This is a genomic window from Pseudalkalibacillus salsuginis, from assembly GCF_021646685.1.
Taxonomy (GTDB): domain Bacteria; phylum Bacillota; class Bacilli; order Bacillales; family Fictibacillaceae; genus Pseudalkalibacillus; species Pseudalkalibacillus salsuginis.
This window is the reverse complement of sequence record NZ_JAKJHW010000002.1, coordinates 871,542-896,079: the sequence shown is the minus strand read 5'-3', so window position 1 is coordinate 896,079 and position 24,538 is coordinate 871,542. Positions and strand designations below refer to the sequence as shown.

Below are 24,538 nucleotides of genomic sequence, written 5' to 3'. Positions count from 1 at the left end.
AGGAGGACAATTTCCGGAATTGTCCTCCTCTTATCGTATTATCCGATTTTGATCCAACATGCTCCTTAATCCCGATCTACGAAAACGAATGATACCTACAAATCGGTAGAGGTCGCCACTTCAGTTTTTAGATAATCTTTTACAATTTCCTCAAACCGGTCTGGATCTTCGTAATGGGGGGTATGGCCACACTGTTCGAAATGGATGGTTTCTCCATTTTCTGCATCCTTTTTAAAGGCCTCAATATGATATTTACAAGTAACAGCATCATGTTCTGCGGTCATTAACAGCATCGGAACTTTCACTTCTTTTAATTTCGGCAAAAGCGATTCAAAAATAATGCCCTCTTCAAATAATAATTTTCCGTGATATTCTGAGTTGTCAAAAAAGGCTTCCCATTCCTCTTCAGAGTAAGCCGCGTAATAGTCCGTCGGATTTTCAGGTATGTACCGATAGATTTCCATTCTTTTTTCACCGAGTCTATCACTTAATCTATGATACCCTTCTGTCAATTCACGAGTTGAAGAGTCACTCATAATCAATGCAAATGCCTCTTTTTTCAACTCATCCATGCCGTATTTCTCAAAAAGCTTTGCTGCCTTCTGAAGCAATTCCTTTGATGTCAGTCCGAAATCAAATGTAGGACACTCGAAAATCACTTTATGGATGGACAGGGGGTATTGGTGAACATAAGTGAGACCTAAAAATCCACCAAAGGAATGACCCACGATAGACCAGCACTCGATCCCAAGCTCTTTTCGCAATGCTTCACAATCCTCCACTAAATCTTGAAATCCGAATTCTTCCTTTTCACCAACGGCTTCCGATCGACCAACCCCGCGCTGATCGATGGCTACAATATAAAAGGAGTCTTCCAATCTTTCTTTTTGGTTGAAGGTGAAGTCATAGCACGTTTCCCCAGGTCCCCCATGCAAATAAAGAAGGGCGGGTTTTTCCCTGTATCCATAGGTTTCAACGTGTAGATACTTCCCTCTGATTTTCATCTTTCTTCCTAACATGTCAACACCTAACTTAAAAAATCTTCCAACCTACTTCTCGGTTGACATCTCATATCCTTTATCCTTTTTAACTAGAATGGATTTGTTGCTGTTTATCCTCATCACGACAAGGCCGCTTCCGAAATAAAGGGCAGAGCTCATATAAAAGATGAAATGGATAGTAAAATAATCTGCGAGATAACCACCAGCCATGATTGCAACAGCTGAAAAGATTGATGTCCAAAAGTGGTAATTTCCGATTTTCATCCCCCGCTCCGCTCCGTCTGTGAATTCGGCAATCATGATCTTCTCCCCATGCTTTTGAAATGCGCCGAACATGCCAAGCAATAGTTGAATGGCATATACCTGTGAGATACTCCCTACATGCGGAAAAAGTAAAAGCACGGAAGCCATCCCCCATGCGTTCACAACCAGAAACAACCGATGATCGATCAGCGGGGAAAACCGGCCGATGACTGGGTGGAGAAGGGCTGACGATAAACCGAATAACCCATAGGATAAACCGAATTGTGCGAAGCTTGAGCCGACGTTTTTAATGAACAGAATGTAATACGGGAATATGAGGCTGCTAGCAAAGAACACGCTGCTCTGTGATATGATCAATCCTTTCAATCTAGTATCATTCATTGTTTATACTCCTCATAAAAAAAGTTAGTGAACCGCTCATCAGGATCGTACTGTTTCTTCTTTTCAAAAAACTCTTCCGAGCGAGGATACGTACGTTTCATCTGTTCTTTTGTCGGATACGGCATGTATGGCAAGTAATACCTTCCACCATGAGTTAGTGTTACATCGATCATTTTTCGTACTATCTCTCCGGTTTTCTTCTGTTCTTTTTTAGATAAGCCCTGGTTGATGAGTAAGACAAGTGCGAACATTTCCTCATCGGAATAAGAAAGGACTGGCCCTTCCTCATGATTGACGTAGCGGACAGTGATGTTCAATAGATTGAGTTCTTCTGCTGTCAACACATCGCGCAAATCATCGATGTAATCTGTAAATTTATCAACAGGGACAAAATATTCCTGAAGTACATCGTTGTCGTTTTCCGCTTCGTATTCAAGAAACTTCGATTCGCTGCGCATCACATTGTTGCGTGATATCAAGTCCCCATTGGCTTTCAAAAAATATTGCTTTTGAATTTCCCAAAAAACATCCTTCGCCCAGTCAAAATTACGGGCCATCCCTAAGGCGAATTTGGATATTCCGGTCATACGTTCTTTCCGAAGCTCGTCATGCTCTTGAAGAGGTCCTTCTTCAGAAGCAAGTTCATAATTCGTTACATACATTTCAGTCAAAAACGAATCCGGGGCTGTCGAAATTCGGGCAAGGTGCATTTTAGCTTGTTGATTATCCAGGACTTTCTCCCGGAAGTAATCGCTGTATTCGGTATAATCGAGCTTCTCAGTAGTCATTTCATACAGTTCGTCGTCCATCAATTGGAGTTCGACATCCAAGATCACACCGAACAGCCCATATCCCCCCAACGCCAAATAAAAAAGCTCCTCGTTCTGCTTACGGCTGACGGTGGGAATTTCTCCATCAGCTGTAAGAAGGCGGAAAGAGTTGACCGTGCTTATGAGGGAACCTTTTCGGATATCCCGCCCGTGCGCATTGACACTGATCGAACCGCCTACAGTAAAAATGTTCTGTGATTGCATTACTTGAATGGCAAGACCATGCTTGTTTATGTACTGCTGTATATCATCCCAGGTGATCCCGCTTTGGACTGTGATTGTCTTCTTTTCTTTATCGAAATCAAGTACTTTGTTATAGCCAGTCATGTCGAGCACAACCGAATCATGATAATAGGTATGCCCGCCCATGCTATGGCGTTTTCCAGCTATCGAAACCTTGAGATCTTCCCGTTTGGCTTCCTCAATCACTTCCTTGATACTTGTAAGCTCAGTTTCTTTTACTACCTGCTTCACCTTGACCGGCATCAGTTTACCGACATCTGTCATATGGTCATCTGAAACCACTGAGGATGGCTTATGAAGTGAGAAGATAACAAACGAAGTGTATAGAGCGGTACAAATGGCAAGTACGATTAATTTTTTCATAGGGACCCCCATTCAAAACAAAAGAGTAAATACTTATATTTAGTGTAATTTTACACTTTTTAAACGAAATGACAAGTAAAAAATGGTGATCGTTCAAGAATCCGCGATTAAAAATGGTCAAAGCGTTGGAACTTTTTTCAATGACCCCCGTACGTAATAGTAAGAATATAAGGGGGGATTTGCATGGTTCAAGAGCTTAACGAACAACTCATATCGGTCAAAGGAAAGCTTAGAAAGAAGCAGAAATGGAAAAAGCAATTGATCGATTATAAAAAAGAGTTGACTGAAACTAAACATATGATCGCCGACTTGAAGGAAAAACTGTCATCGGAACAGGCTGATGTTGAAAAAATGGAAGGATTAAGTGTAACCAGATGGTTATTAACGTTAAAAGGGACAAAGGAAGAACGGTTGGACAAGGAAAAACAAGAAGTAGCCATAGTCCAATTGAAATTAGAGGAAGCAATACAATCAAAGGATGAAATAGACCAAACAATCGATGAATTAACTAAAAAAATAGAATTACTGGGAAATGTCGAAAACGAATATTCCGACATCCTTCAGCGGAAAGAAAGGTACATACTTGAGAATACCTCTCCTACATCCATTCAGTTGGATAAACTTATAGAGCTTGAAGGGGATATGATCGCTTTTCTAAATGAATTGAATGAAGCGGTGAGTGCCGGTAGTCTGGTCAATCAATCCCTTGAGAAAGCCGTGGAATTCCTTGAGAAAGCGAAAGGTTGGGGAACATTCGACCTGCTTGGTGGAGGTGCGATCTCAGGTGCGGTAAAACATAGCCATTTGGACCGGGCCACAGAACACATCCATCAAGCCCAAAGCAGGATGCGCCGATTTCAAAAAGAACTATCAGATATCGAGGGAGAGGCAGATATTCAGGTGAACATTCCAGGCCTGTTGAAATTCGCTGACTTTTTCTTTGATGGGTTGATCGCAGACTGGATGGTACAAGGTAGGATCGAAGAATCACTGGATCAAACAAAAACGCACCACCGTCAAATAAAGGCTGTCCTATCGAATCTAGAAGGCCAAGTTACACAGAAAAGGCGAGAGATTGAAGAAATCAAAACCGAGAAAAAGAATCTGATCGAAACAGGACAAGGAAAATATACTTATTTTGAATAAGTATATACGCCTCCTTACTCAACGTTCACCACCTGCCCCTTTAGGAAACCCATATTCCATTTTTCTCATTTTCAGTCTCCCTAAAGGGTTGTATGAGTACATCAAAATCGGGTTTCCACTTTTTCAGGGTCTCATAACGCCTTCATGAGTACCTCAAAATCGGTTTCCCGCTTTTTCAGTGGTCTCGATCGAAAAGGTTTGATTTTAGGGGAGGATTGATTGTAAGCAAGGCTGTTTTCTTTTTATAGATAAGGAGATGAAACCAATAACAGGGGAAATATGCAAGACTTCTGCGGGAAAGCAAGCTAAGCGAGACCTCTCAGTGACCTACACGTTAGGGATCTTCGACTGAAAATTACTACGTCCTTTGGTGAACGTCAAACCCAGCACTTCCTGAGCAAGTGAGAAGGCTTGCGGATTGCCGCGAAAAGCGAGTATATTTCTCAAATTGTAAGACAACAATCTATACGAAAACCGCCTTAAGAAAAGAGGGATTCTGACTATCAAACATCCAATCTTGCTGATGTTCCTTGTTATGCTTCTTGGCTGCCAATCATCAAGCCCTATCTATGAAACAGATTTGGAAAAGACGATTGAATCCAAACTCTCTGATGAAACCGTAACATAAATTGACTTAAATGAGGTCTCTGGTTTCAAGTGGGCGAAAGCATATGTCTTTTACCCGTATACGACTGAGCGTATGATTAACGACGAATTGGGATTTTCTTATGACGATCCAAGCAATATTGAACTCAGGGATGACATCTCATTGCTCATCCTTGTAGACAAGGAGAATAAAGTCCATTATGCCGAAGTTGAGCGTAAGAGTGGAGACCTTTTAAATGGGGAAAAGGAAGGGTATACACCTAACAACGCAATTATAAAAGTCACCCGGAATCAAGGAGGCTGAACCTTGGCTGATGTTGAACTGCTAGTAGATGCGAAAGCAACCCTAGGGGAAGGACCGTGTTGGGACCATGAAAATCAAACGCTGTACTGGGTCGATATTGAAGAAGGTCAGATCTTCATCTATGACCCGGAAGCGAAAATGAATCGAAAAATCCAATTGGACCAAATGCCAGGGGCGATTGTTCCAAGAAAATCCGGAGGTGTTATCGCCGCACTTGAAAATGGTTTCTATTCGATCAATCTGGTAACGGAAGAACGCGAACAAATACATGACCCTGAATCCCATCTTCCCGGTAATCGTTTCAATGATGGGAAATGCGACCCTGCTGGCAGGTTTTGGGCAGGAACGATTGACGAGGATCGTGACGGAAATGCTGCTCTTTATTGTTTAGACACAGACTTGAGCGTCACCAAAAAGATCGCTGATGTTAGTAACTCGAATGGTTTAGTCTGGTCATTAGACAGTGAATACTTCTATTATATCGATACGCCAACGCAAAAGGTCGTCCGCTATGAGTATGACCGACTGACAGGAGGGATTCAGAAACCTAAGGATGTCATCTTTGTTCAAGAAGAGGAAGGAAAACCAGATGGGATGACGATTGATGCTGACAATATGCTTTGGATTGCCCACTGGGGAGGTTCAAAAGTATCCCGGTGGAATCCAGTGACTGGTGAGAAGATGCAAGAAATTACAGTACCTGCGTGTAATGTGACCAGTTGTACCTTCGGAGGGAAGGACTTGAATGAGCTGTTCATTACGACTGCTAGAAAAGGGATGGATAAAGATCAGCTTGAAACCTATCCAAATGCTGGAGGCTTATTTAAAGTCACCCTTAACGGAGTGAATGGAATCCCTTCCCCGAAGTTCGGAGGCTAAGCTTTATCTAATACCAGGGTAATGAAAAAAGTAAAAGGGGCCTGGTCCTATAGCAACGATCAGAAGGGCGAAACCTGATGAAGCCCAGTTATTAAGTGATCTTGCATTGCTGTCAAAAGCGCAGTGGGATTATTCAGAAGAGTTCATTTTAGCCTGTCGTGATGCACTTTCGATCAATGAAAATTATATTCTTAAGAATCATGTTTTCGTTATGGAAGAAGATCGAAAAATGCTTGGTTTCTTTGCATTTTTAATTAAGAATGGACAGGCTGCCTTGGATTTCATGTATCTCAATCCAGAGTTCATTGGAAGAGGGTATGGAAAAATACTATGGTCTCATGTGGTAGACAAGGCTAAGGAACTGGACATCAGCAGATTTTACGATCGACAGCGACCCAAATGCAAAAGGGTTCTATGAAAGAATGGGGGCAGTGGTTATTGGCGAAACCCCATCGACAGTTTTCGCGGATAGAAACCTGCCTTTGTTGAAATATGTAGTTTCATAGCGGAAAGGTTACAAACATTACAAATTATTGGGTATATGTTAAAGAACTTGCTATTTTAAGCACAAACTGCTATCATTAAAAACAGTTATTTTTGTTCGATCTATAGGATAGTTAAAAGTGAAAACTTTACGTCTAGTTTTGAGCAAGAATAGGAAAAACAATGTGCAAAGAGCACTAGGAGGCAACAAAAATGGAACATGGTAAAGTAAAATGGTTTAATGCAGAAAAAGGTTTTGGATTCATCGAGCGTGAAGGTGCAGACGACGTATTCGTTCACTTTTCAGCTATCCAATCAGAAGGATTCAAATCTTTAGACGAAGGTCAAGAAGTTACTTTTGAAGTTGAAGAAGGACAACGCGGACCTCAAGCTTCAAACGTACAAAAAGTCTAACTGACAATGAACTCAAAACAGATCCTGCACAGGGTCTGTTTTTTAGTACATAAAAAGTGGACTGACACATATGTGCCAGCCCAATATATTTCAGGAAAAATTAAATGGTTCAACCGAATTATACCATAGATTTTCTCCTGTTCATGAAAAAATGTTAAAAGCTTGTTGTGAATTAAAAGGAATAAGGGAAAAAGCAAGAAAATGTAGCTGAAACCTTATGGTATAATGGACTTAGAAGGGGAGTGATCTTTTGAAACGTTCAAACAATCTATTCAAACCTGGGGATATTGTAAAAATCCAAAAAACGGGTGAATCCGTAACCATCAGAAAATGGCAATATGTGAAGAATATGAAGAGATACTCCTATATCGTCGATGAACACCCAAGTACATTTTATTTTGAAGAAGAATTTGAGAAAATCGATAAGTAACTTATAGTCAGCACATTTGCTGGCTTTTTATTTTGCAAGCACTTTTGCTGCAAATAGATTGATTCTTCGATTATCATAAAGAGATGAATAGAATGGGGTGACAAAGTATGAAATTAGTCGAGTTCAATTTGCCGACCAAAATCCAGGCAGGTAATGGTGTGTTAGCGCAAACAGGATCATATGTGAAGGAGGCCGTCAAGGGAAAAAGGATTTTTATCGTCACCGATCCTGGTATCGAACAGGCGGGTTTCGTTGGTAAGCTGGAACAAACTCTGAGAACAGAAGGTTATGAGACTGAAGTTTTCAATCAGGTGAAACCGAACCCTAGAGATGTGGATTGTATAGTAGGTGGGCAAGCAGCGTATGAATTCAGAGCAGACGCAATTGTAGCATTGGGCGGAGGCTCTGTTATCGATTCTGCAAAAGCGATTGCGATCCTCCGTGTCCATGGTGGCCGTCCTCAGGATTATGCAGGCCGGGGTAACGTGCCGGAAGGGGTGACGCCACTGATCGTCATTCCGACGACCGCAGGGACCGGGGCTGAAGTGACACGTTCTTCTGTCATAACTGATACTGCTGGAAAAATAAAGTTCACGATCAAGTCAGTCCAGATTGCACCTATTTTGGCGATTGTCGATCCTGAACTTACATATAATTTGCCTCCGCATCTGACGGCTTCGACTGGAATGGATGCGCTTGTCCATGCTATAGAGGCGTATACGTGCAAACGGTCGAACCCGATTGCTGACGGGTTAGCCTTACAAGCAATGAAGCATATCTATCCGAATTTGAGACGGGCCGTAAAATTTGGTGAGGATCAAGAGGCACGTTACAATATGATGATCGGCTCCACAATTGCAGGAATGGCTTTTTCACATGCGGATGTTGCCTCTGTCCATTGCATGGCAGAAGCAATCGGAGGGTTATACGATACGCCCCATGGAGTGGCGAATTCCATGTTCCTGCCATACATCGTCGAATACAATGCCCAAGCAGATATCCAGAAACATGCGACCATTGCAAGGACGCTCGGCATCGCAAAGGAGTCAGATCCTGATCAGCTAGCAGCAACCCTTTTAGTAGATGAAATGAAGCAGCTGGCTGAAGATATCTCAATTCCAACATTCTCTTCACTACCTGAGGTTAGTGAAGATGACTTCGATTACTTATCAGAAGCAGCCTATAATAACGGCTCTACACCGAGTAATGCCAGAGAAATCAACAAAGACGATTACCTCCGGCTTTTCCGAAAAGCCTATAGCAATTAAAAGAAAGCTGGCGTCATCACAAAATGATGGCGTTCTTTTTTTCGATATCTAAAGGAAAATCCTTTTAGAAATCGAATTAGCAAATACAGCGATGATTTTTTAAAGGCTTTGATAAATTTTACTATTGATTTTTGATAGAAGATTCCTTAAGCAAAATTCGTGAACACTCCTGCGGGAGCGAGACCCCGTAGCGAGGAGGCTTGCGTATCATCCGCGGAACGGGATTGAATTTCGCTGACTATAAAGAATATCAAATCCTATTTAAAAAATTACCATAGTTATGCCGAAATGCTTTTACTCTCTCCGAATTACTATAAGGAGGCGAAAAGCAGTGAATAGATCCTGCCTCTTATCATTTTTTGAATTCGTCGTTTATGATTTACTTTTTTAATATCAAAGGGGAGGTTTTTGACTATGGATGGACAAGCAACATCAATCATAAAAATCAAACGGGGAAGTGAGATCCCTTATAGTGACATGAAAGGTGGGCCTAAGCTGACGAAAGGTCATTTCGAAATGAGTTACGAAGGCGATCTTCAAGGCGAAGGTATACTGGAAGAATTGAAATGTTATTTTACAGAAACATCAGCCACCATATATGGCCTCGAGCGATTTACGGGCAGTATCAGGGACCGGATCGGCAGTTTCGTCTTAGAGCACACTGGAACGTTTGAAAATGGCGTTTTGGCTTCTACGCAAAAAGTAATTCCCCAATCGGGAACAGGTGATTTGAAAGGAATCGATGGGGTGATTAATGTGGAATCAAGTGACTCGGATGCTTTTTCGATCACCTTCAAATATTCGTTTGATGAGGAAATGGCAACCTTTTTAAAAGAAAAGGAAGAAGAAGAGGACAAATTCATTGAGGAAGAGATCAATGTTGCCGATAAATGGATTGATGCATGCAATACACAAGATGTTGATGCCTTATCGGAAATAACCTCTCCTACCATTGAAATTTCAGGCCCCAGAGGTTCTGGATATGGGAAAGTCCTGCTAGTGGACTGGCTGGAACGGACCGGGCTGACCCTCGAAACTCTATCCATCTACGGAAGAAAAGGCTTGCTTGTTTATGAACAACTGGCGAGATGGAATGGAAAAGAAGGAAGGACTGCAGGCGAAGCGAACGTCGCTTCTGTCATTAAAGTGAGGGATGGGAAAGTAGCTTTCATCTCCAGGTTCGACGATCTTGACAAAGCTCTGAAAGCAGCAGGATTACAAGAGACGGATAAAGTTTTATAGTGAGGCTTAAAATAAAATGCAAAAGGATGTGACAAAGTGGCTTTATCAAATACAAGAACGTTATCCATTTCGATCGATTGTAGTGTCAATAAAGCATATTCCTTCATATCCAACCCTGAAAACCTGCCCCAGTGGTCGTTTTTCGAATCCGTGAAAAAGGTGAATGACCAGTGGATCGCTGAGACTGTAGACGGGCAGATGAACATCCGTTTCGTCGATCAAAATGAATTCGGCATACTGGATCACTTTGTCACACCTTCTCCAGAAGAGTCTATCATGGTACCGATGCGGGTGATTCCGAACGGTACAGGTTGTGAAGTCATATTTACAATTTTCCAAGAGCCAATGATGTCAGATGAACAGTTCAACCAAGACGTGTTTCAGGTCCAAAAAGATCTTGATACATTGAAACAATTACTTGAAGACACCTCTTTTGTCTGATGTTAATGGATTTGGTGCAATAATCACTAAGGTTGTGCTGTTCATATTATTTTCGTGCAATTCAAGAACAGCTCAGTTATTTTAAAAAGCCGCGTAATTCAATTTTAAAACTGTGCCATCATTTCTGAAAATGAAGCAATTATTCTCGGATTTAGTGCGATTTATTTGCAGAATGGTGCAATGATCAAGTTCGGGCCCTCTCAGACAGAAAAAATAGCAGGCAAATTTCATAAGGAGGGGCTGTTTTGTCTAAAAAAGCTTTAAAATCCAACAACGGGCTGACGATCGGAACTGGGATTGGTGTAGTTTTGGGGTTGGTGATCGATAATATTGGAATCGGAATCGGGATAGGAGTAGCCCTGGGAATTGCTTATGACATGGCACAAAATAAGAAAAAGAAATGACCCCATATGAAAACGGCAGCTGGATGACTGCCGTTTTTTCGATCAATTCTTTGATTGGATGATATCGTCAATGATCCCATAGTCCTTGGCGTCTTGGGCGCTCAAGAAATAGTCGCGATCGGTATCCACTGCCACTTTTTCAATGGGTTGACCGGTTCGTTCTGCAATGATCTTATTAATATGTTCGCGAAGCTTCAAAATCCTTTTTGCCGAGATTTCAATTTCTGTCGCTTGGCCACGCGCCCCTCCTAAAGGTTGATGAATCATAACTTCACTGTTCGGGAGTGCATACCTTTTTCCTTTGGTCCCTGCTAACAACAGCATAGCACCGAATGATGCCGCCATTCCCGTACAAATGGTGGTGATATCAGGCTTGATGTATTGCATTGTATCAAAAATCGCAAATCCGGCAGAGGTCGATCCACCAGGACTGTTAATATATAGGGAAATATCCTTATCTGGATCATCAGCCGCTAAGAATAACAATTGTGCGACGATACTGTTTGCCATATGATCGTTGATTTCATCACTTACCATGATGATCCGATCCTTCAATAATCTAGAGTATATATCATACGAACGCTCACCATGGCTCGATTGTTCAATGACATAAGGAATGGTTGCCATACTCTTTTCCTCCTTCGTTATACAGCTTAAGCTGCCATCGAGAGGGAGCTTGAAGGAGAGGAAAAGTTCATGAGCTTGAGCTTCGGCTGGGTTTCAACCGGGAAGAATGTCGGTATAAGTGTGATGAGCACAGACGGATCCTCTGAACGGATTGCTTGGATCAGTGTACTTGTCAACTCGCGATAATCATCCTCTTCAGGTTCATGCCCCGTTACTTGAACTGAATCGTCATTTTCTTCCAATGAGATTTTCGAGAGCTTTTTTCTAGCTCGATTTAAAATTGCTTTGACAGCTGTTTCAGTCATCCCGAAAATTCCAGCAATCTCGGAAATTTGATATCGGAATGCTTCCTTCAAAGTATAAATGACGGACTGTTTCGGCGTCAGCTCCATGACGAGTTTTTCTATAAGATCGTCAATATCGTCCATGTCCCTTTTGTTTTCTTCAGGCATCAACCCGAGTACTTCACGATTGTGTTTCCTAAGATGGTCGATCCATAAATTGTAGGCCATCTTTTTCAACAATGGGCCATTCAACTCGATTCTGTCTCCATAACGCTCCACCGCTTTGAATATCGTTTCCTGGGCAAGATCTTCTCCATCCCATTTGTTTTGGGAAAGGAAGTGGCAATAACGTTTCAGCTTAAGATACAAATCATCAATCTCCAATGTTTCAACCTTATCATTTTTTACATGGATGCCAGGCCTGGCGTACATTTTTCTCACTCCTTTAGCTCCTCTCTACCCTTATAACGAATAAAAGAGGAAAAAAGATACGGGTGTTTAATTATTATTTTATAACTTTTTTAACTACGTCTGAGGGCTGAGACAAAAATACATTTGAAGTTCATTTTGGACCTGTTAAGAAAGCCCTATACTTAATACACTAATAATTTCAGCTTATATTTATGAGGGAGAGAAACCAGTTGATTGAACAAAAATATAAACTGCCTTCAGAAATCATCTTGCATCTGTCATTATGCGGTTTGATCGTTTACCTGCTTACCAGCACGATGCCAACGATGATGCCTGTATACAAATGGAGTCTAGTCGTTTTGGTGTTTGTACTTTTACTGCTTGATGTCTTATTTGTATTATATCGAAAATGGCAGTTGTTGAAGGTTACAAAAGTTGCCTTACTCTACTTATGTTCTTTTGTTTTGATTCTACTCCTCATTTATTACTTTACAAAATTTGTTGCTTTGACAGACACTTATGGAATTGAAAATGTACTAAGGGCATATGAACCGTCAGCAAAGTTTATTTTCTTCTTGATTTGTTTAGCACAACCGATTATCCTTCCGATCCCGGAAGCTGTAACCATCGGTGCAGGGAGTGCTGTTTTTGGCCCGTTTTCTGCTGCGATATTAGGTTTCATTGGTACGATGTCAGGAATTATCGCGATGTTTTTCATTGCCCGTTATGGTGGACAGAAGCTCATATCTAAGCTGGTAAAAGAAAAACATTTAGATAAATACAAAGCGTATGTCGAAAAAAATGAAACGACAATCTTAATCCTTTTGTTCATCATCCCGATCCTTCCGGATGAAATCATCTGTGTAGGTGCTGGAATCGGAGCTGTCGCCTTCAGAAAATTCTTCATCATTGCTTCTATCGCAAAGCTTTTGACCTCTACACTCTTAGCTTATTCTGTTCATCTTGCACAGTTGCTACCCCTTACTGGTCCGCAATTGGTATTTGGATGTACGGTCATCCTGGCCTTTCTCTACGTAATGTCTTTGCTCTTCAAAAGATATAAAAAAAATGGAAAGCATCAAAAAGCAAATTGATCGATTGTGAAGTTTTTCAGCAAGTAGGAAGGAAATTTTAGGGGATTATGGAACTTTTAAATGAATCGAATTCAAAGGGGTTCAACCATGGAGAATTTGAGAGAAGTAACATTTTAAATCAGGGTAACGGATTTTGAAAAGGAAGTGCAATGGTATGGGATCCTATTAAAACCAAATTTCATACCACATTGCTTCCGGATACTTGGGTCCAGGTTGCGAAAGGGAGTCCTTTGGTCGGTAACGGTCCTATTCGAATGGGTGTAACTGACATTAAAAAAGAAAGAAAACGACTTATGGATAAATAGAAAGTGTCCGTGCAGCTTGGTTGACGTTTGAGGACCCAGATGGAAACCTTATTGGATTGTTTGAAGGCTTGACCAAAAGTGAGAAAGGGGTTTGAAAATGAATGGAAAACTATTACGAGTAGGCACTACCTATATCCCTGTAGGTAATGTAGTGAGCTCAGCTGAATGGTATGAACAAAAATTAGGAGCCGAAACAACTTACATCGATCAGAATAAAGCGATTATCAATCTTGCGAATCAGAGCTTCTTCCTTGTGAAATCAGATAAAGACCAGACTGCCAATTTTATGGATGCGGGTGGGAATGAGCGGTTTTCTGTAACTTTTGAAGTGAACGGATTATCAGCTCTCGAAAGCCTTCATCAAGAATTCATTAATCAGGACATGAGAGTCGGGGAAATCGAAGACCGCGGCCATACAGGGAGCAATTTCGTTTTTTATGACTTAGATGGAAACAAATTCGATGTGTGGAGTGAACTGAGTCCCGAGTTCAAAGAGAAATATCAGATTACATAAGATGGCACAAAGCATTCAGGTTTCAGACTCCTGGATATAAGAGGGGATTTGGTTATGGAGATTGTTTCAACACAAGCATTAAACAAACAGAAAATAGAAGACTTCTTCATAAAACAATGGGGGAGTCCACGAATGGTCCTTTCAACTGGAACTTATGATTGTCACACACTAGACGGTTTTACAATCCTGGACGGTAATGGTGAAATCATCGGATTGTTTACCTACATCATAGAAAAGGATGAATGTGAAATTATCTCACTGGACAGCATCCAAGAAAATAAGGGGATTGGAAGTACGTTGATCCGAGAAACTAAGAGGTATCTCAAAACGAAGGATTGACTCACTCAGGTATTCCCGAATGCAGTAGAAAAATCCAGGAGAATCAAACCTGAAATCCCTCTAACTGCTGCAAATGGAATACCTATTCGTGATGAACTTTTATTAGTAAAGACTTTATAAGGCAGACTGAAAACAATTCTGGAGATGGTAAATTGAATAATATGCAAAGGAACTTTGCCAGAGTCTAAAAAGTAAGAGGATGCCCCGTCAGATCATCCATATCGATGACCATATTGTTGAACGGAAAAAGCGATATGATACTGGTAAGGAAGAATGGAAAGAATACTTTGATTTTGTAGCCTATTTGAATTGTCCAAGAAATAAACAATTTCACCGCGAAAGTGCAGCCTCATAAAGACAGTTAAGAAAGTCAAAAACAGATATTGGAAGGCCGTAGAGTTCTATATAAAAACAGTCTCTCCGGTTGAAAAGCAGATTTTGTAATTGAAAGTTAGAAAAGATGCGGGGGGGGTAAAAATTCACAGGAAGCCAATTTTGTCAGGTATGATCACAGTCCTTTTAACAAGTTTGATAGCTGCGATTACGAATATGAGTAATCGCTTTTTTAGTGGGGAACGGCAGAAAAACTATCTTGAATTTTTTTACAAAGAAATTGAAACAAACATTGAACATTTACGTCTTATTGGTAGTAAAGGGGGAGGGGTCGTGGAAGATACACGATTGACGATAGAAGAAATATACGATCTGTATTATAAAGACGTTTATCATTTTGCCATTTATTATACCAACCGAAGAGATTGAAAAATTCGATCGACCCTACAAAATGGTCACACTAGAAAACGGGTATGGACTCCTTTTCTTTTCCTGGCTGCTCCAGCAATAAGCCCAATAAATAAACAAATAAGCCCCGCTATGATATGTAAAATTAAAAATGTCTCAAACACCCCGATACCATCCCCTTGACTGATATTATAAGTAGTAGACTACACTTAAATATTAGCATATATTGTAAATTTTAGTGGCGAAACTTTCCCTTATGCCTAAACGATAAAAGACTAGCCCAATAAATGTGATCGACAAAATCTATCTATATGACTTATCACTCGTCCAAAATGTCCTGGTTATTTCACTCTTATATGACAAATGTTGTGTTTTTCGACAATAAAAAGGAGATCGAAATTTGAAGAAGAAAGTACAAATATAATATATTTCAGGAGGGATTCAGTGCAAATGAAGAACAAAATCGCCCTAGTATTCAGTTCACTCGTATTGTCTGCAGGATTGCTCAGCCCTGTCCATACGGATGCCCAAAGTAAAGGATCTGGGACTCCGGAAAATCAAAACTATGCTATTTCAGGATTTATCAGTCATGAAGAATTAAGTGAGAGGCTAGAACAGATTGAGAATACCAGTAATGGACAAGTGGATGTTGAAGTTGCCGGCTATTCAAATCAAGGACGAGAAATTTACACGGCGACAGTTGGTACAGGTGATAAGGTGTTATTGCTGCAAAGTGAAATACATGGGAACGAAAAGACTGGTACGGCGGCTTTGTTGAATATTCTTCAATATCTTGGATCCAACAACTCTCAAGAAGCAGAAAAGATCAGGGAGGAAGTCACAATCGTGGCCATGCCGATGGTCAACCCTGATGCAGCAGAACTTGACCGCAGAGGGAATGAAATGTCGTGGGATGAAGTTGTCCAAGCATTTCCTCAATTAAGCGATTCTGAACCTTCTTGGAACTATTATACCTACCAGAATCAATATTGGGATTATGCTTCCAATCCGGGATTCGATGTCAATCGTGATTTTAACCCAGACCTTGATTATATGCCTCAAGCAGAGGATTTTCCGGGCAACTCATCTTTACCTGGCTGGTATATTACACCTGAATCTCAAACCGTACGGGATGTATATGAAAATTTGAAAGGACAATTTGGAAAAGTCGATGTGTTCGTCGACCTCCATCATCAAGGGATCTATAATATTGAAGGAAGCGGAGAACCTGTAACCCTTTCCATTTCTGGACAATTCATTCCAGACCCGGATACTCCAGAGGGAGCAAAGTACAGTGAATATGCTGATCAATATGATGGAGAGTTTGCTAAACAATTGAATGTAGCGGCATATGACGCCCTTCAACAAATGGGTAATTCACCATTCGGCAATATTTCGCTCTATCCACAAGGTCTTGACCTTCCCGGAACAGCTCTTGGATCTTTCGCTATGAATGGAAGCGGGTCAGTCCTGTTTGAAGTGACCGGGCAAACCCAGAGTTTCGGGCAGAAAAAGAGAGGACAGTTAGTGAAGGCCGTTGAAACAGGCCTTTATGGCATTATTAACGGTGTGGCATCCGGTGACGTATATGAAATAGATGCTGATGAGTACAATGACATTCCTTTGACAGACCGCGATCAAAACTATGGATTTTAAATGAAACTCTATTACTCTTCAGTCCTGATTTCCGGGAAATTCCGTAGGGATTCCGCCTGATTTTTCCCTGAGAAACGTATAACTTTCATTATAGGTAATCAGTTGTTTGTACTGGGACCAGTACATGGCTGAGTAAAAAGAAGCAAGGACAACTGTTCTATAAAAGGTTATAGAGTTAAATATCTGTTCCGTAATAAAAAAATCTCTACCAAGTTTAATGAACTGTATCCCGAATAATGGACACTTATAAAAAAGTCCACTATTCGGGATTTTTTGTGTTAATTCACACAGGTACGAAAGTAGAAGATTTCATGGACTACTACAATTCCTCAAGGTACTAATGGGGATTACAAAAGATGAACCCGTAACAATTCTGAGGTCTCCTCTTAGCTCCATAGGACTTTTTATTAAACTGTCAATTTTCAAGGGTACAGTTCAAGATTGCGTATACCCTCAAAAAAAACGAAGAGGGTAACATCGTTTTGATCAATTCTTGTTGGGTCAAGTGAAAACTTCTTTCAGCAGTTAAAACGGTACTGGACATAATCGCATTTATACATAATCGAGACGTATCCAATTGGCGTTAGCCCCCTGAATACACTTACTGTTAAGAAAGAAAACATTGAGGATCCCATGACGCTATATCGGTAATCGGCAGGTGTCTTTTTCATTTTCTTAAACAACCGGGTCTAAACCGTATAAATGGGACGTCAGAGGAGGGCGCAAGATTTGCAGTGGGTCGGGTTGTAGCTCATGGTACGGGTACAAGGAAAGCTGTTGTGGTCATGTACAAAAAGTAAGACTTATTTTTTCTATTCTTTTTTCAGTTTAGTCTTGATTTGGCTACGGTTTTTACGCCTTTTAAAAAGTTGTCTAGTTTAGTGTTGGCATACCACTTTGAATCTACTTTATTTCTTTAACCTTATTAGTACATCAATAAACAGTCAAATTCTGATTCAATCTAAAGTTCTAGGAATTATCAGCATTTTTACGGAGTATTTTCCAAATAATAATTGCTATTATTTAAGCAACCAAACTATTTACTTTTAAATTATAGGAGGAGTTAAAATGAATTTTGTTGTTGTTGGGGCAAGTAAAGGATTAGGTGATGCTTTCGTAAAAGGGCTACCTGAAAAAGGAGATCATGTATGGATTGTTTCCAGAAACCGTCCTAGAAGTTTGAAACTTGATGATGGTATTCATAGGACCTGGATACAAGCTGACTTATCACAAATCACTTCAAGCGATCAAATTGCGGTTGAGTTAAAAGATGTACCAATTGATGTGTTCATCTATAATGCAGGAATATGGGAAAAAGAAGGATTTAAGGAACATTATGATTTTGAGAAGGACGATCCAAAAGATATCGAAAACATCCTTTATGTAAATACGACGTCAGCCATCTTATGTACTCAAAAAATACTCCCTAACCTAAAAAAATCGAAAAACGCAAAAGTGATTTTGATAGGCTCCAATGATGGAAATGAGAACAACGAAAGTAAACAAGTAACATATGTTGCTTCTAAGTTCGGTATACGTGGTATTGGGAATTCATTGAGAGAGAATCTAAGGGAACACGAAATTGCCGTGACTTGTATAAACCCAGGTGAAATCGCTGCTACAATACCATATGAGGAAGGGCTCGAAAAGGCCTTAGCCACTTATAATAATAGGAGAATCCCTGTGCAGGATATCGTGTCATTGGTAAAGACGATTACAACCCTTTCCAAAGCATCCTGTGTTAAAGAAATTACTATGCCGGCTATGTTAGATACGAATGCATAACATCTTTAAAGAAAGAGTACAAATTCTATTTACCAGAATCGGTATCATCGTATAACGTTATTTCTCTTTTCCCATTAAAAAATAGGGTTTTTAGCTTATCGAAATTGTACCAATCTGTTTTATTATCTGGCATCTTATTATCATTCAGAGTAATTCTTAACTTCAGAATTACACCCTATCTTATATATATATGTAAGAAGATAATGTCACCCTTTAAAACAGTAACAACTGGATGAGACAATCATTAGTTAAATAGATTATTAATTTTTTCAAGAAATCAAAATCTCCTAAGAGGTATACTTATGAAAATACATGATAATAAAACCCTTCTGTTTTGAATATTAATCTGGTTTGCTGCCATTTCCGGTTTTATCCAAGGGATGTTGCTTCTTGTGATTGCTATTATTTTTGAACAAGATGGTATGTCCTCGTCTCTTAATGGTTTAAATGTAACTAGCTTTTATACAGGGTAATTTTGACATCTCCATTCATGGAAAAACCTTTAAGAAAATACGGGTATAGATCATTGTTGGGGGGCTTTTGGTTATACTATGTCTTCTATTATTTCCTTTATGGAAGACTTTTTGATATTGGTTTATTTTTAGTATGATTATAGGTGTAGGAGACTCCTCACTCCATTTTGCCAATAAAAAAACTTGAAGAAGAAAATAAACGTCTAAAGGATGAATTATTGAAATTACGTGGTATGGTCTACGATAAATTTTGAGAATAAAAAACTTTACTACTGTATTTCGGTTTTACTTATTGTCCTAACGTAAGTAGTTCGATTAAATAAGGAAACTTAAAATTATGTTAATATTTCTAAATTAGGAATTAAACATATTGGGGGAACTAAAATGAGTGGAATTGCTAAAACTCCTCAACCACCATACTATGCGGTGATATTTGCTTCACAACGAACTGAGGATGACAAAGGTTATGGGAAAATGACTGAAAAAATGGTAGAGTTGGCGTCTCAACAGAAAGGTTTCTTAGGTGTAGAAAGTGCCCGTGACGAGGGACTGGGAATTACTGTTTCATACTGGGAATCTTTAGATGCGATAAGGAAATGGAAGGAACATTCAGCGCATCAAGTTGCACAAGATAGAGGTAAAAACGAATGGTACAAAAACTTCGCACTTAGAGTTTGTAAAGTAGAAAGAGATAACTTTTTCGAAATGTAATATTTTGAACTTATACATCTATCTGCGTTAATTTAACACCATAAATGATTAAACTTTATTTAAACCAATATTTACACTGAATACATGTAAATGATGTGAGAACCATTGATATTCCAATAGTTCTCACATCAAAGTTAAGATAATGTTAAAATGTTGGCTGTACCAATGACAAATGAATATGAACTTTATATTTTACATATAGATAAAATTCTTCAACCACCAACCCAATTAGTCGTGAGTACATTCGTACAAGACAATCTCTTAACATTAATGACACTCATCCTCATACGGGTAGTTTCTTGCATCTCAAATTCAATAATTCCTGCAAATAAAAGCAAGCAACTTAGAAAACCGAAAACCACCCCATCAATCCCTACATATAAATAAAAAATATTGCAGTTCAACTACTAATGGATTAACATTAAATTCCATCAACTTGTAACTTGGGTAGAAAAGAGGAGGTTGAACCATTGAAACGGATTGCCATTGTTGGTTGCGGTGGTGCTGGGAAATCGACGTTGTCTAAAACATTAGGGAACATCCTCGGAATAGAAGTCATCCATTTAGACCGTCTGAATTGGAATCCCGGCTGGGTTGAGACTCCGAGGGAAGAGCTACGGAACAAACAGGAAAAGCTGGTGAAGAAGGATAGTTGGATTTTTGACGGGAATTACGGTGCAACGATGGATGTCAGGCTCCAAGCTGCCGACACGATCGTGTTTCTTGACATACCAAGGCACATTTGTTTTTACCGTGTCATAAAAAGAAGAATCATCCATCATAACAAGATGAGAAGTGATATGGGTGAAGGTTGTCCTGAGAAACTCGATTCCGAATTCCTCAAGTACGTGTGGAATTTCAGCAAGGCCCGCCGCCCTCAACTTCTTAAAAGTCTAGAACAATTCGAAAAGGAAAAACGAGTGATCATCCTCAAGAGCAACAAGGATGTGGAATTATTCCTTGAACTCGCCCATCAGGAGAAGAAGATGGAGGGAAAGATCTCTACTACTCATTGAGTTTTTACCTACGATTCTATCTTTTTTTCAAAAGTGTATTCAATATGAGTCTCTCCAATGTCTTCCACGGTAAAATGGTCTTCAACAACATGTACATCTTCACCCCATTACCGATCGGGTAACGGAGCTTTGGTGACTTTCTTTGAGTAGCGAGCCGGGTCACAAGCTTGGCGACATCTAATGGGTTCCCATGTGTTTCTTTCTCATTGTTGATGTTGTCTAAAATTGCTTCCATATATGCAAAATAGGGAGATTTCGGGTCAAGGGTCATATTGTCGATCGTTGACCAGATATTCGTTTTATAGGAGCCCGGTTTGACAAGCACGACATCAATACCGAACGATTTCACTTCCAATCGGAGGCTTTCACTGAACCCTTCGAGTGCATGTTTTGAAGACGTGTATGGGGACAACCCAGGGAAACCGAAACTTCCACTTATACTACTGATATTGATGATGCGTCCACTGCAATTTTCCCGCATGATCGGAAGTACTGTCTGCGTTACATCAATCAACCCGAAAACGTTCGTTTCAAATTGCAGCCGATAATCATCCACAGACAATTCTTCACAAAATCCGGCAGTTGCAATACCTGCATTGTTCACAAGTACATCGATACTCTCAAACTCTGAAACCGAATCCCGAAAGTCCCGAATAGAGGGTGAAGAGGTGACATCCAGCTTATGCAAGTGGATCAATTCTGATACATTGTATTCCTTCGCTAATTTCAACAGTGGTCCAGCCTTATCCAGTTTTCTCATCGTACTTATGACTCTTAATCCTGCCTTTGCTAGTTCGACAGCACATAACATGCCGAAACCACTGGAAGTACCGGTGACAATGGCTGTTTTTCTTGTCATGAACTTTTCTCCAATCCTTGATTTGGTACAAGTATACAATATTACCTTTCAAGGCGGGGAATAAACGTATTTAGCGAAATTGTTATTCAGTTGTAATTGAAATAAAATCCCTGTGTCATTTTCCCCTGTTAGCATAGGACGAGTACGAATCCATGCACAAGGAGAGATTAATTTGAAAAAATTAACAGCGGGATTAGCATTAGCAAGTGCTGTAGCCTTCAATCCAATTGTCGGACATGCGGCACTTGGTGACCAGACATTGAAGCCTGAGATGCAGCATTCAGACGTACAAGAACTCCAGGAAACATTAGAGGGAAAAGGGTATTTTACTTACAGCAAAACGACGGATTTTTACGGTGACTATACGACTGAAGCTGTGAAAGAATTCCAACGTGACAAAGGACTTGCGGTAGACGGTATAACAGGACAAGAAACGTATAAAGCCTTAAGTATTTTCAGTAAAGAAGCGATTGTCGAAACAGCTAAAAAATATGAAGGCACTCCTTATGAATGGGGTGGGGAATCACCCGATGGTTTTGACTGCAGCGGTTATTTACAATATATCTTTGATGAAGGCGTAGGAGTTGAGCTTGATCGTACCGTCTCCCAAATACATGAGGATGGAAAAGAAGTCAGCTCTCCTGCAATTGGAGATATCGTGTTTTTTGAATTGGAAGGCGATGGACCTGATCATGCTGGTGTATATATTGGAGATGGTGAATTCATGCATGCTTCTTCATCAAAAGGTGTCACAACAAGCGATCTTAACAACTCTTATTGGAGCGATGGTTACATAGGGGCAAAAAGATATCGGTAATTTGGCAGAAAGGGTGGTCCTTTGGAAGGGCTATCCTTTTTTTACATTTGAAGAAAGTATAAAATACTTTCTTCAATATTAGCGCAGCTAAGGCTTAGCCTTCACCAAGGCTTGGCAAAGCCCGAGTTTTCTTTGAAGGCAAAAACTCCACCGCCCAATAAATATTCCAGACCGTGTTACGGCTTGTAAAATCATGGATGTGTTTTAGTTTTGATAATTCCTTGAACATCAACAATAAGAATAGGTTTTAGATTATAATGGATGAATATGCAGAAAACAGAAGGGGATATATCTATTGCTGGAATACAAACTTTTCAAAAAATCTGGAGGAGAGCATGTAGTGTTGATCCACGGCATCGGCGGGAACTCCAATATCTTTTATAAACAGCTTAAGGATTATCGAAAACGCTATAATGTAGTAACGATCCATTTACCCGGACATGGCGGCTCACCGGATGTTCATGACTATAAGGATGAATTGACTTTTGATCTCATTGCTCGTGAGATTTTTAAAGTAATGGACCATTTACATATCAAAAAGGCGCATTTTGTAGGGGTTTCGTTAGGAGCGATCATCATCCATCATTTGATGAAAGTGAATCCGAAACGGATCAGCAGCGCCGTTTTAGCAGGGGCAATCACGCGTTTTAATTTTACCTCAAAACTTTTAATCATCACAGGAAGACTGGTCAAAGGCTTTATTCCCCATATGTGGCTGTATGTGCTATTTGCGAGGATTCTCATGCCTCATAGGAACCACAAGCAGTCCCGCCTGGTTTTCATCAATGAGGCGAAAAAGATGACCCGTAAAAATCTATTGTCCTATTTCTATCTTTACGATAAAGTGCCACATTCGTATCAGTTCGTCCAACAGATTGCGAAAGAGGTACCGAAACTATATATTTCGGGTGAAGAAGATTACTTTTTCATCAGTTTCTTGCGTAAAGATATCAGTGGCGATCTGAATGCCAAGCTGACCGTAATCGATCGTTGCGGGCACGTGTGCAACATTGAAAAACCGAAAGAATTCAACGCATTGTCATTGGAATTTTTAGATGAGAATATGGATAAAGCAGCATCTTTGTAAGGGATAATTTTAGGGGTGATTTTTTTGAACATATTTTTAACAGGCTCGACAGGCTTTTTAGGTGGGAAGCTGATACGAAACTTGATTGAGGAAACAGATCATCACCTTTACCTACTGTTTCGGAATGAAAAGAAAGCGGAAAAAATCATATCGGCTTTTACGAGGACACAAAGAAAAAGGATCCATCTCGTCCAAGGTGATATCACTTCTCCTGATTGTGGTATACGGGAAAAGGATAAGAAAATAGTAGCCGGGAAGATGGATGTTGTCTATCACCTTGCTGCTCTAGTAAAATTTGAAGAGGATTTAAGGGATGAATTGTTTACGATAAACTATCAAGGTACAAAGAACATTCTCAATCTTGCAGTAGAGCTGGGGGCGAAGAAATTTTTCCACGTGAGTACGGCTTACACTGTCGGCAGAAGAAATGTCGGGGTTGAAGCATTATATGATCGAGCTGCTGACTACAATAACCCCTATGAGGAAAGTAAAGTCCAATCTGAGCATCTAGTAGACTCGTACCGTGATCAAATGGATATCTCGATATTCAGACCGGCCATCATCGTAGGGGATTCAAAGACTGGCGAAGCGGATTCGGCATTCACGTTGTACGGTTTTATGCGGTCGTTGGAAGTCTTTAAAAAGAGGACGATAAGAGCAGGAAGTACTGGCCGGGTCTACAGGATCATCGGTGCAATGAGAGGGACATCAAACTTCGTCCCAGTCGACTACGTTGCCAATATCCTGAGCCTCGCTTTGTACAGGGCTGAGAACGAGACAGTGTATAACATCACCAATCCGAACCCACCAACAAACATGGACATCCTCACGTGGATCCAGCAGGCATTGGAGATGAATAATCTATCGATCGTAGAGGATGAAGATGTACAAGATTTGAGCCCGGAAGAAAAGCGGCTTAACGGTATGATTGATGTATTTGCAGCCTATTTGAAAAGTTCGATCATTTTTGACGATGGAAATACAAAACGGTTGATTGCAGGTTCTGGCATTGAACATCTCAACCTTTCAGAAGAAGCGATCCGAATGATCATCAATGCATATTTCGGGACCAGAGCTGTACCAGCGTAAAATTCAGTTCTAGGTGACGCTCTAAAAGGAA

At 40.2% G+C, this 24,538-nt stretch carries 26 protein-coding genes and 2 pseudogenes; 22 read left to right on the top strand and 6 right to left on the bottom strand.

Going from position 1 to position 24,538, the window contains the following annotated elements; all coding sequences use genetic code 11:
- Nucleotides 1–95: 95 nt before the first annotated feature.
- Genes L1611_RS09370 through L1611_RS09360 form a run of 3 tightly spaced genes read right to left on the bottom strand, consistent with a single transcriptional unit; the run spans nt 96 to nt 3,082 of the window.
- The gene (locus tag L1611_RS09370) at nt 96–1,019 is read right to left on the bottom strand and encodes an alpha/beta fold hydrolase (RefSeq protein ID WP_236312800.1); all 924 of its coding nucleotides are present in this window, start codon (nt 1,017–1,019) and stop codon (nt 96–98) included.
- 30 nt (nt 1,020–1,049) lie between these two features.
- Nucleotides 1,050–1,646, bottom strand: coding sequence for an MFS transporter (locus tag L1611_RS09365; protein ID WP_236312799.1), 597 nt, complete (start codon nt 1,644–1,646; stop codon nt 1,050–1,052).
- Nucleotides 1,643–3,082 (bottom strand): FAD-binding oxidoreductase, encoded by a 1,440-nt coding sequence (locus L1611_RS09360; protein ID WP_236312798.1) that lies wholly within the window; start codon nt 3,080–3,082, stop codon nt 1,643–1,645. Before L1611_RS09360 ends, L1611_RS09365 begins: the two co-directional genes overlap by 4 nt.
- 183 nt (nt 3,083–3,265) lie before the next feature.
- Between L1611_RS09360 and L1611_RS09355 the strand changes: the two genes are divergently transcribed.
- From L1611_RS09355 to L1611_RS09310, 10 genes and pseudogenes are all read left to right on the top strand, one after another.
- The gene (locus L1611_RS09355; RefSeq protein WP_236312797.1) at nt 3,266–4,228 is read left to right on the top strand and encodes a hypothetical protein; all 963 of its coding nucleotides are present in this window, start codon (nt 3,266–3,268) and stop codon (nt 4,226–4,228) included.
- Nucleotides 4,229–4,928: 700 nt separating this feature from the next.
- Nucleotides 4,929–5,138, top strand: coding sequence for a hypothetical protein (locus tag L1611_RS09350; protein ID WP_236312796.1), 210 nt, complete (start codon nt 4,929–4,931; stop codon nt 5,136–5,138).
- A gap of 3 nt (nt 5,139–5,141) precedes the next feature.
- Nucleotides 5,142–6,017, top strand: a complete 876-nt coding sequence (locus tag L1611_RS09345) for an SMP-30/gluconolactonase/LRE family protein (RefSeq protein ID WP_236312795.1) — start codon at nt 5,142–5,144, stop codon at nt 6,015–6,017.
- A gap of 58 nt (nt 6,018–6,075) precedes the next feature.
- A pseudogene (locus L1611_RS09340) lies at nt 6,076–6,523 on the top strand (GNAT family N-acetyltransferase).
- A gap of 190 nt (nt 6,524–6,713) precedes the next feature.
- Nucleotides 6,714–6,914 carry a cold-shock protein gene (locus L1611_RS09335; RefSeq protein WP_225065043.1) on the top strand — a complete coding sequence of 67 codons (201 nt, stop codon included), beginning with the start codon at nt 6,714–6,716 and terminating at the stop codon, nt 6,912–6,914.
- Between the two features lie 250 nt (nt 6,915–7,164).
- A complete protein-coding gene (locus L1611_RS09330) occupies nt 7,165–7,344 on the top strand; it encodes a hypothetical protein (RefSeq protein ID WP_236312794.1) in 180 nt (59 codons plus the stop codon).
- A gap of 107 nt (nt 7,345–7,451) precedes the next feature.
- On the top strand, nt 7,452–8,612 hold the full coding sequence (locus L1611_RS09325; protein WP_236312793.1) for an iron-containing alcohol dehydrogenase: 1,161 nt from the start codon (nt 7,452–7,454) through the stop codon (nt 8,610–8,612).
- Nucleotides 8,613–9,026: 414 nt separating this feature from the next.
- Entirely contained in the window at nt 9,027–9,854 is an 828-nt protein-coding gene (locus L1611_RS09320) for a DUF3224 domain-containing protein (protein WP_236312792.1), read from the top strand.
- 36 nt (nt 9,855–9,890) lie between these two features.
- The gene (locus L1611_RS09315) at nt 9,891–10,295 is read left to right on the top strand and encodes an SRPBCC family protein (protein ID WP_236312791.1); all 405 of its coding nucleotides are present in this window, start codon (nt 9,891–9,893) and stop codon (nt 10,293–10,295) included.
- 245 nt (nt 10,296–10,540) lie between these two features.
- A complete protein-coding gene (locus tag L1611_RS09310) occupies nt 10,541–10,699 on the top strand; it encodes a glycine zipper domain-containing protein (RefSeq protein ID WP_236312790.1) in 159 nt (52 codons plus the stop codon).
- A 42-nt stretch (nt 10,700–10,741) separates the two neighbouring features.
- Here the strand turns inward: L1611_RS09310 and clpP are convergent, their stop codons facing one another.
- Nucleotides 10,742–11,347: an ATP-dependent Clp endopeptidase proteolytic subunit ClpP gene (gene clpP, locus L1611_RS09305; RefSeq protein WP_322972539.1), complete on the bottom strand. Its 606-nt coding sequence runs from the start codon at nt 11,345–11,347 to the stop codon at nt 10,742–10,744.
- Between the two features lie 5 nt (nt 11,348–11,352).
- Entirely contained in the window at nt 11,353–12,042 is a 690-nt protein-coding gene (locus L1611_RS09300) for a sigma factor-like helix-turn-helix DNA-binding protein (protein ID WP_236312788.1), read from the bottom strand.
- A gap of 209 nt (nt 12,043–12,251) precedes the next feature.
- Here L1611_RS09300 and L1611_RS09295 point away from each other — a divergent pair, with 209 nt between their 5' ends.
- The 9 genes and pseudogenes from L1611_RS09295 (at nt 12,252) to L1611_RS09250 (ending at nt 20,655) form a co-directional block, all read left to right on the top strand.
- Entirely contained in the window at nt 12,252–13,115 is an 864-nt protein-coding gene (locus L1611_RS09295) for a TVP38/TMEM64 family protein (protein WP_236312787.1), read from the top strand.
- A gap of 402 nt (nt 13,116–13,517) precedes the next feature.
- Nucleotides 13,518–13,934, top strand: coding sequence for a VOC family protein (locus L1611_RS09290; protein WP_236312786.1), 417 nt, complete (start codon nt 13,518–13,520; stop codon nt 13,932–13,934).
- A gap of 54 nt (nt 13,935–13,988) precedes the next feature.
- A pseudogene (locus tag L1611_RS09285) lies at nt 13,989–14,393 on the top strand (GNAT family N-acetyltransferase).
- Nucleotides 14,394–14,472: 79 nt separating this feature from the next.
- A complete protein-coding gene (locus L1611_RS09280; protein WP_236312785.1) occupies nt 14,473–14,628 on the top strand; it encodes a hypothetical protein in 156 nt (51 codons plus the stop codon).
- A 140-nt stretch (nt 14,629–14,768) separates the two neighbouring features.
- Complete coding sequence (locus tag L1611_RS09275; RefSeq protein ID WP_236312784.1) at nt 14,769–15,035, top strand: hypothetical protein; 267 nt, start codon at nt 14,769–14,771, stop codon at nt 15,033–15,035.
- A 429-nt stretch (nt 15,036–15,464) separates the two neighbouring features.
- Nucleotides 15,465–16,670: a M14 family zinc carboxypeptidase gene (locus tag L1611_RS09270; RefSeq protein ID WP_236312783.1), complete on the top strand. Its 1,206-nt coding sequence runs from the start codon at nt 15,465–15,467 to the stop codon at nt 16,668–16,670.
- A gap of 1,068 nt (nt 16,671–17,738) precedes the next feature.
- Nucleotides 17,739–18,455, top strand: a complete 717-nt coding sequence (locus tag L1611_RS09265; RefSeq protein ID WP_236312782.1) for an SDR family oxidoreductase — start codon at nt 17,739–17,741, stop codon at nt 18,453–18,455.
- A gap of 857 nt (nt 18,456–19,312) precedes the next feature.
- On the top strand, nt 19,313–19,639 hold the full coding sequence (locus L1611_RS09255; RefSeq protein ID WP_236312781.1) for an antibiotic biosynthesis monooxygenase family protein: 327 nt from the start codon (nt 19,313–19,315) through the stop codon (nt 19,637–19,639).
- A 470-nt stretch (nt 19,640–20,109) separates the two neighbouring features.
- A complete protein-coding gene (locus L1611_RS09250) occupies nt 20,110–20,655 on the top strand; it encodes a DNA topology modulation protein (RefSeq protein ID WP_236312780.1) in 546 nt (181 codons plus the stop codon).
- Between the two features lie 16 nt (nt 20,656–20,671).
- On the opposite strand, the gene L1611_RS09245 is transcribed toward L1611_RS09250, so the two are convergent.
- Nucleotides 20,672–21,514, bottom strand: coding sequence for an SDR family oxidoreductase (locus L1611_RS09245; protein WP_236312779.1), 843 nt, complete (start codon nt 21,512–21,514; stop codon nt 20,672–20,674).
- A 172-nt stretch (nt 21,515–21,686) separates the two neighbouring features.
- Between L1611_RS09245 and L1611_RS09240 the strand changes: the two genes are divergently transcribed.
- The 3 genes from L1611_RS09240 to L1611_RS09230 all read left to right on the top strand — a co-directional run bounded on the left by L1611_RS09240 (nt 21,687) and on the right by L1611_RS09230 (nt 24,507).
- Nucleotides 21,687–22,331: a C40 family peptidase gene (locus L1611_RS09240; protein ID WP_236312778.1), complete on the top strand. Its 645-nt coding sequence runs from the start codon at nt 21,687–21,689 to the stop codon at nt 22,329–22,331.
- A 295-nt stretch (nt 22,332–22,626) separates the two neighbouring features.
- Nucleotides 22,627–23,418 carry an alpha/beta fold hydrolase gene (locus L1611_RS09235; RefSeq protein WP_236312777.1) on the top strand — a complete coding sequence of 264 codons (792 nt, stop codon included), beginning with the start codon at nt 22,627–22,629 and terminating at the stop codon, nt 23,416–23,418.
- 24 nt (nt 23,419–23,442) lie between these two features.
- On the top strand, nt 23,443–24,507 hold the full coding sequence (locus L1611_RS09230; RefSeq protein ID WP_236312776.1) for an SDR family oxidoreductase: 1,065 nt from the start codon (nt 23,443–23,445) through the stop codon (nt 24,505–24,507).
- The last annotated feature ends 31 nt before the right edge of the window (nt 24,508–24,538 follow it).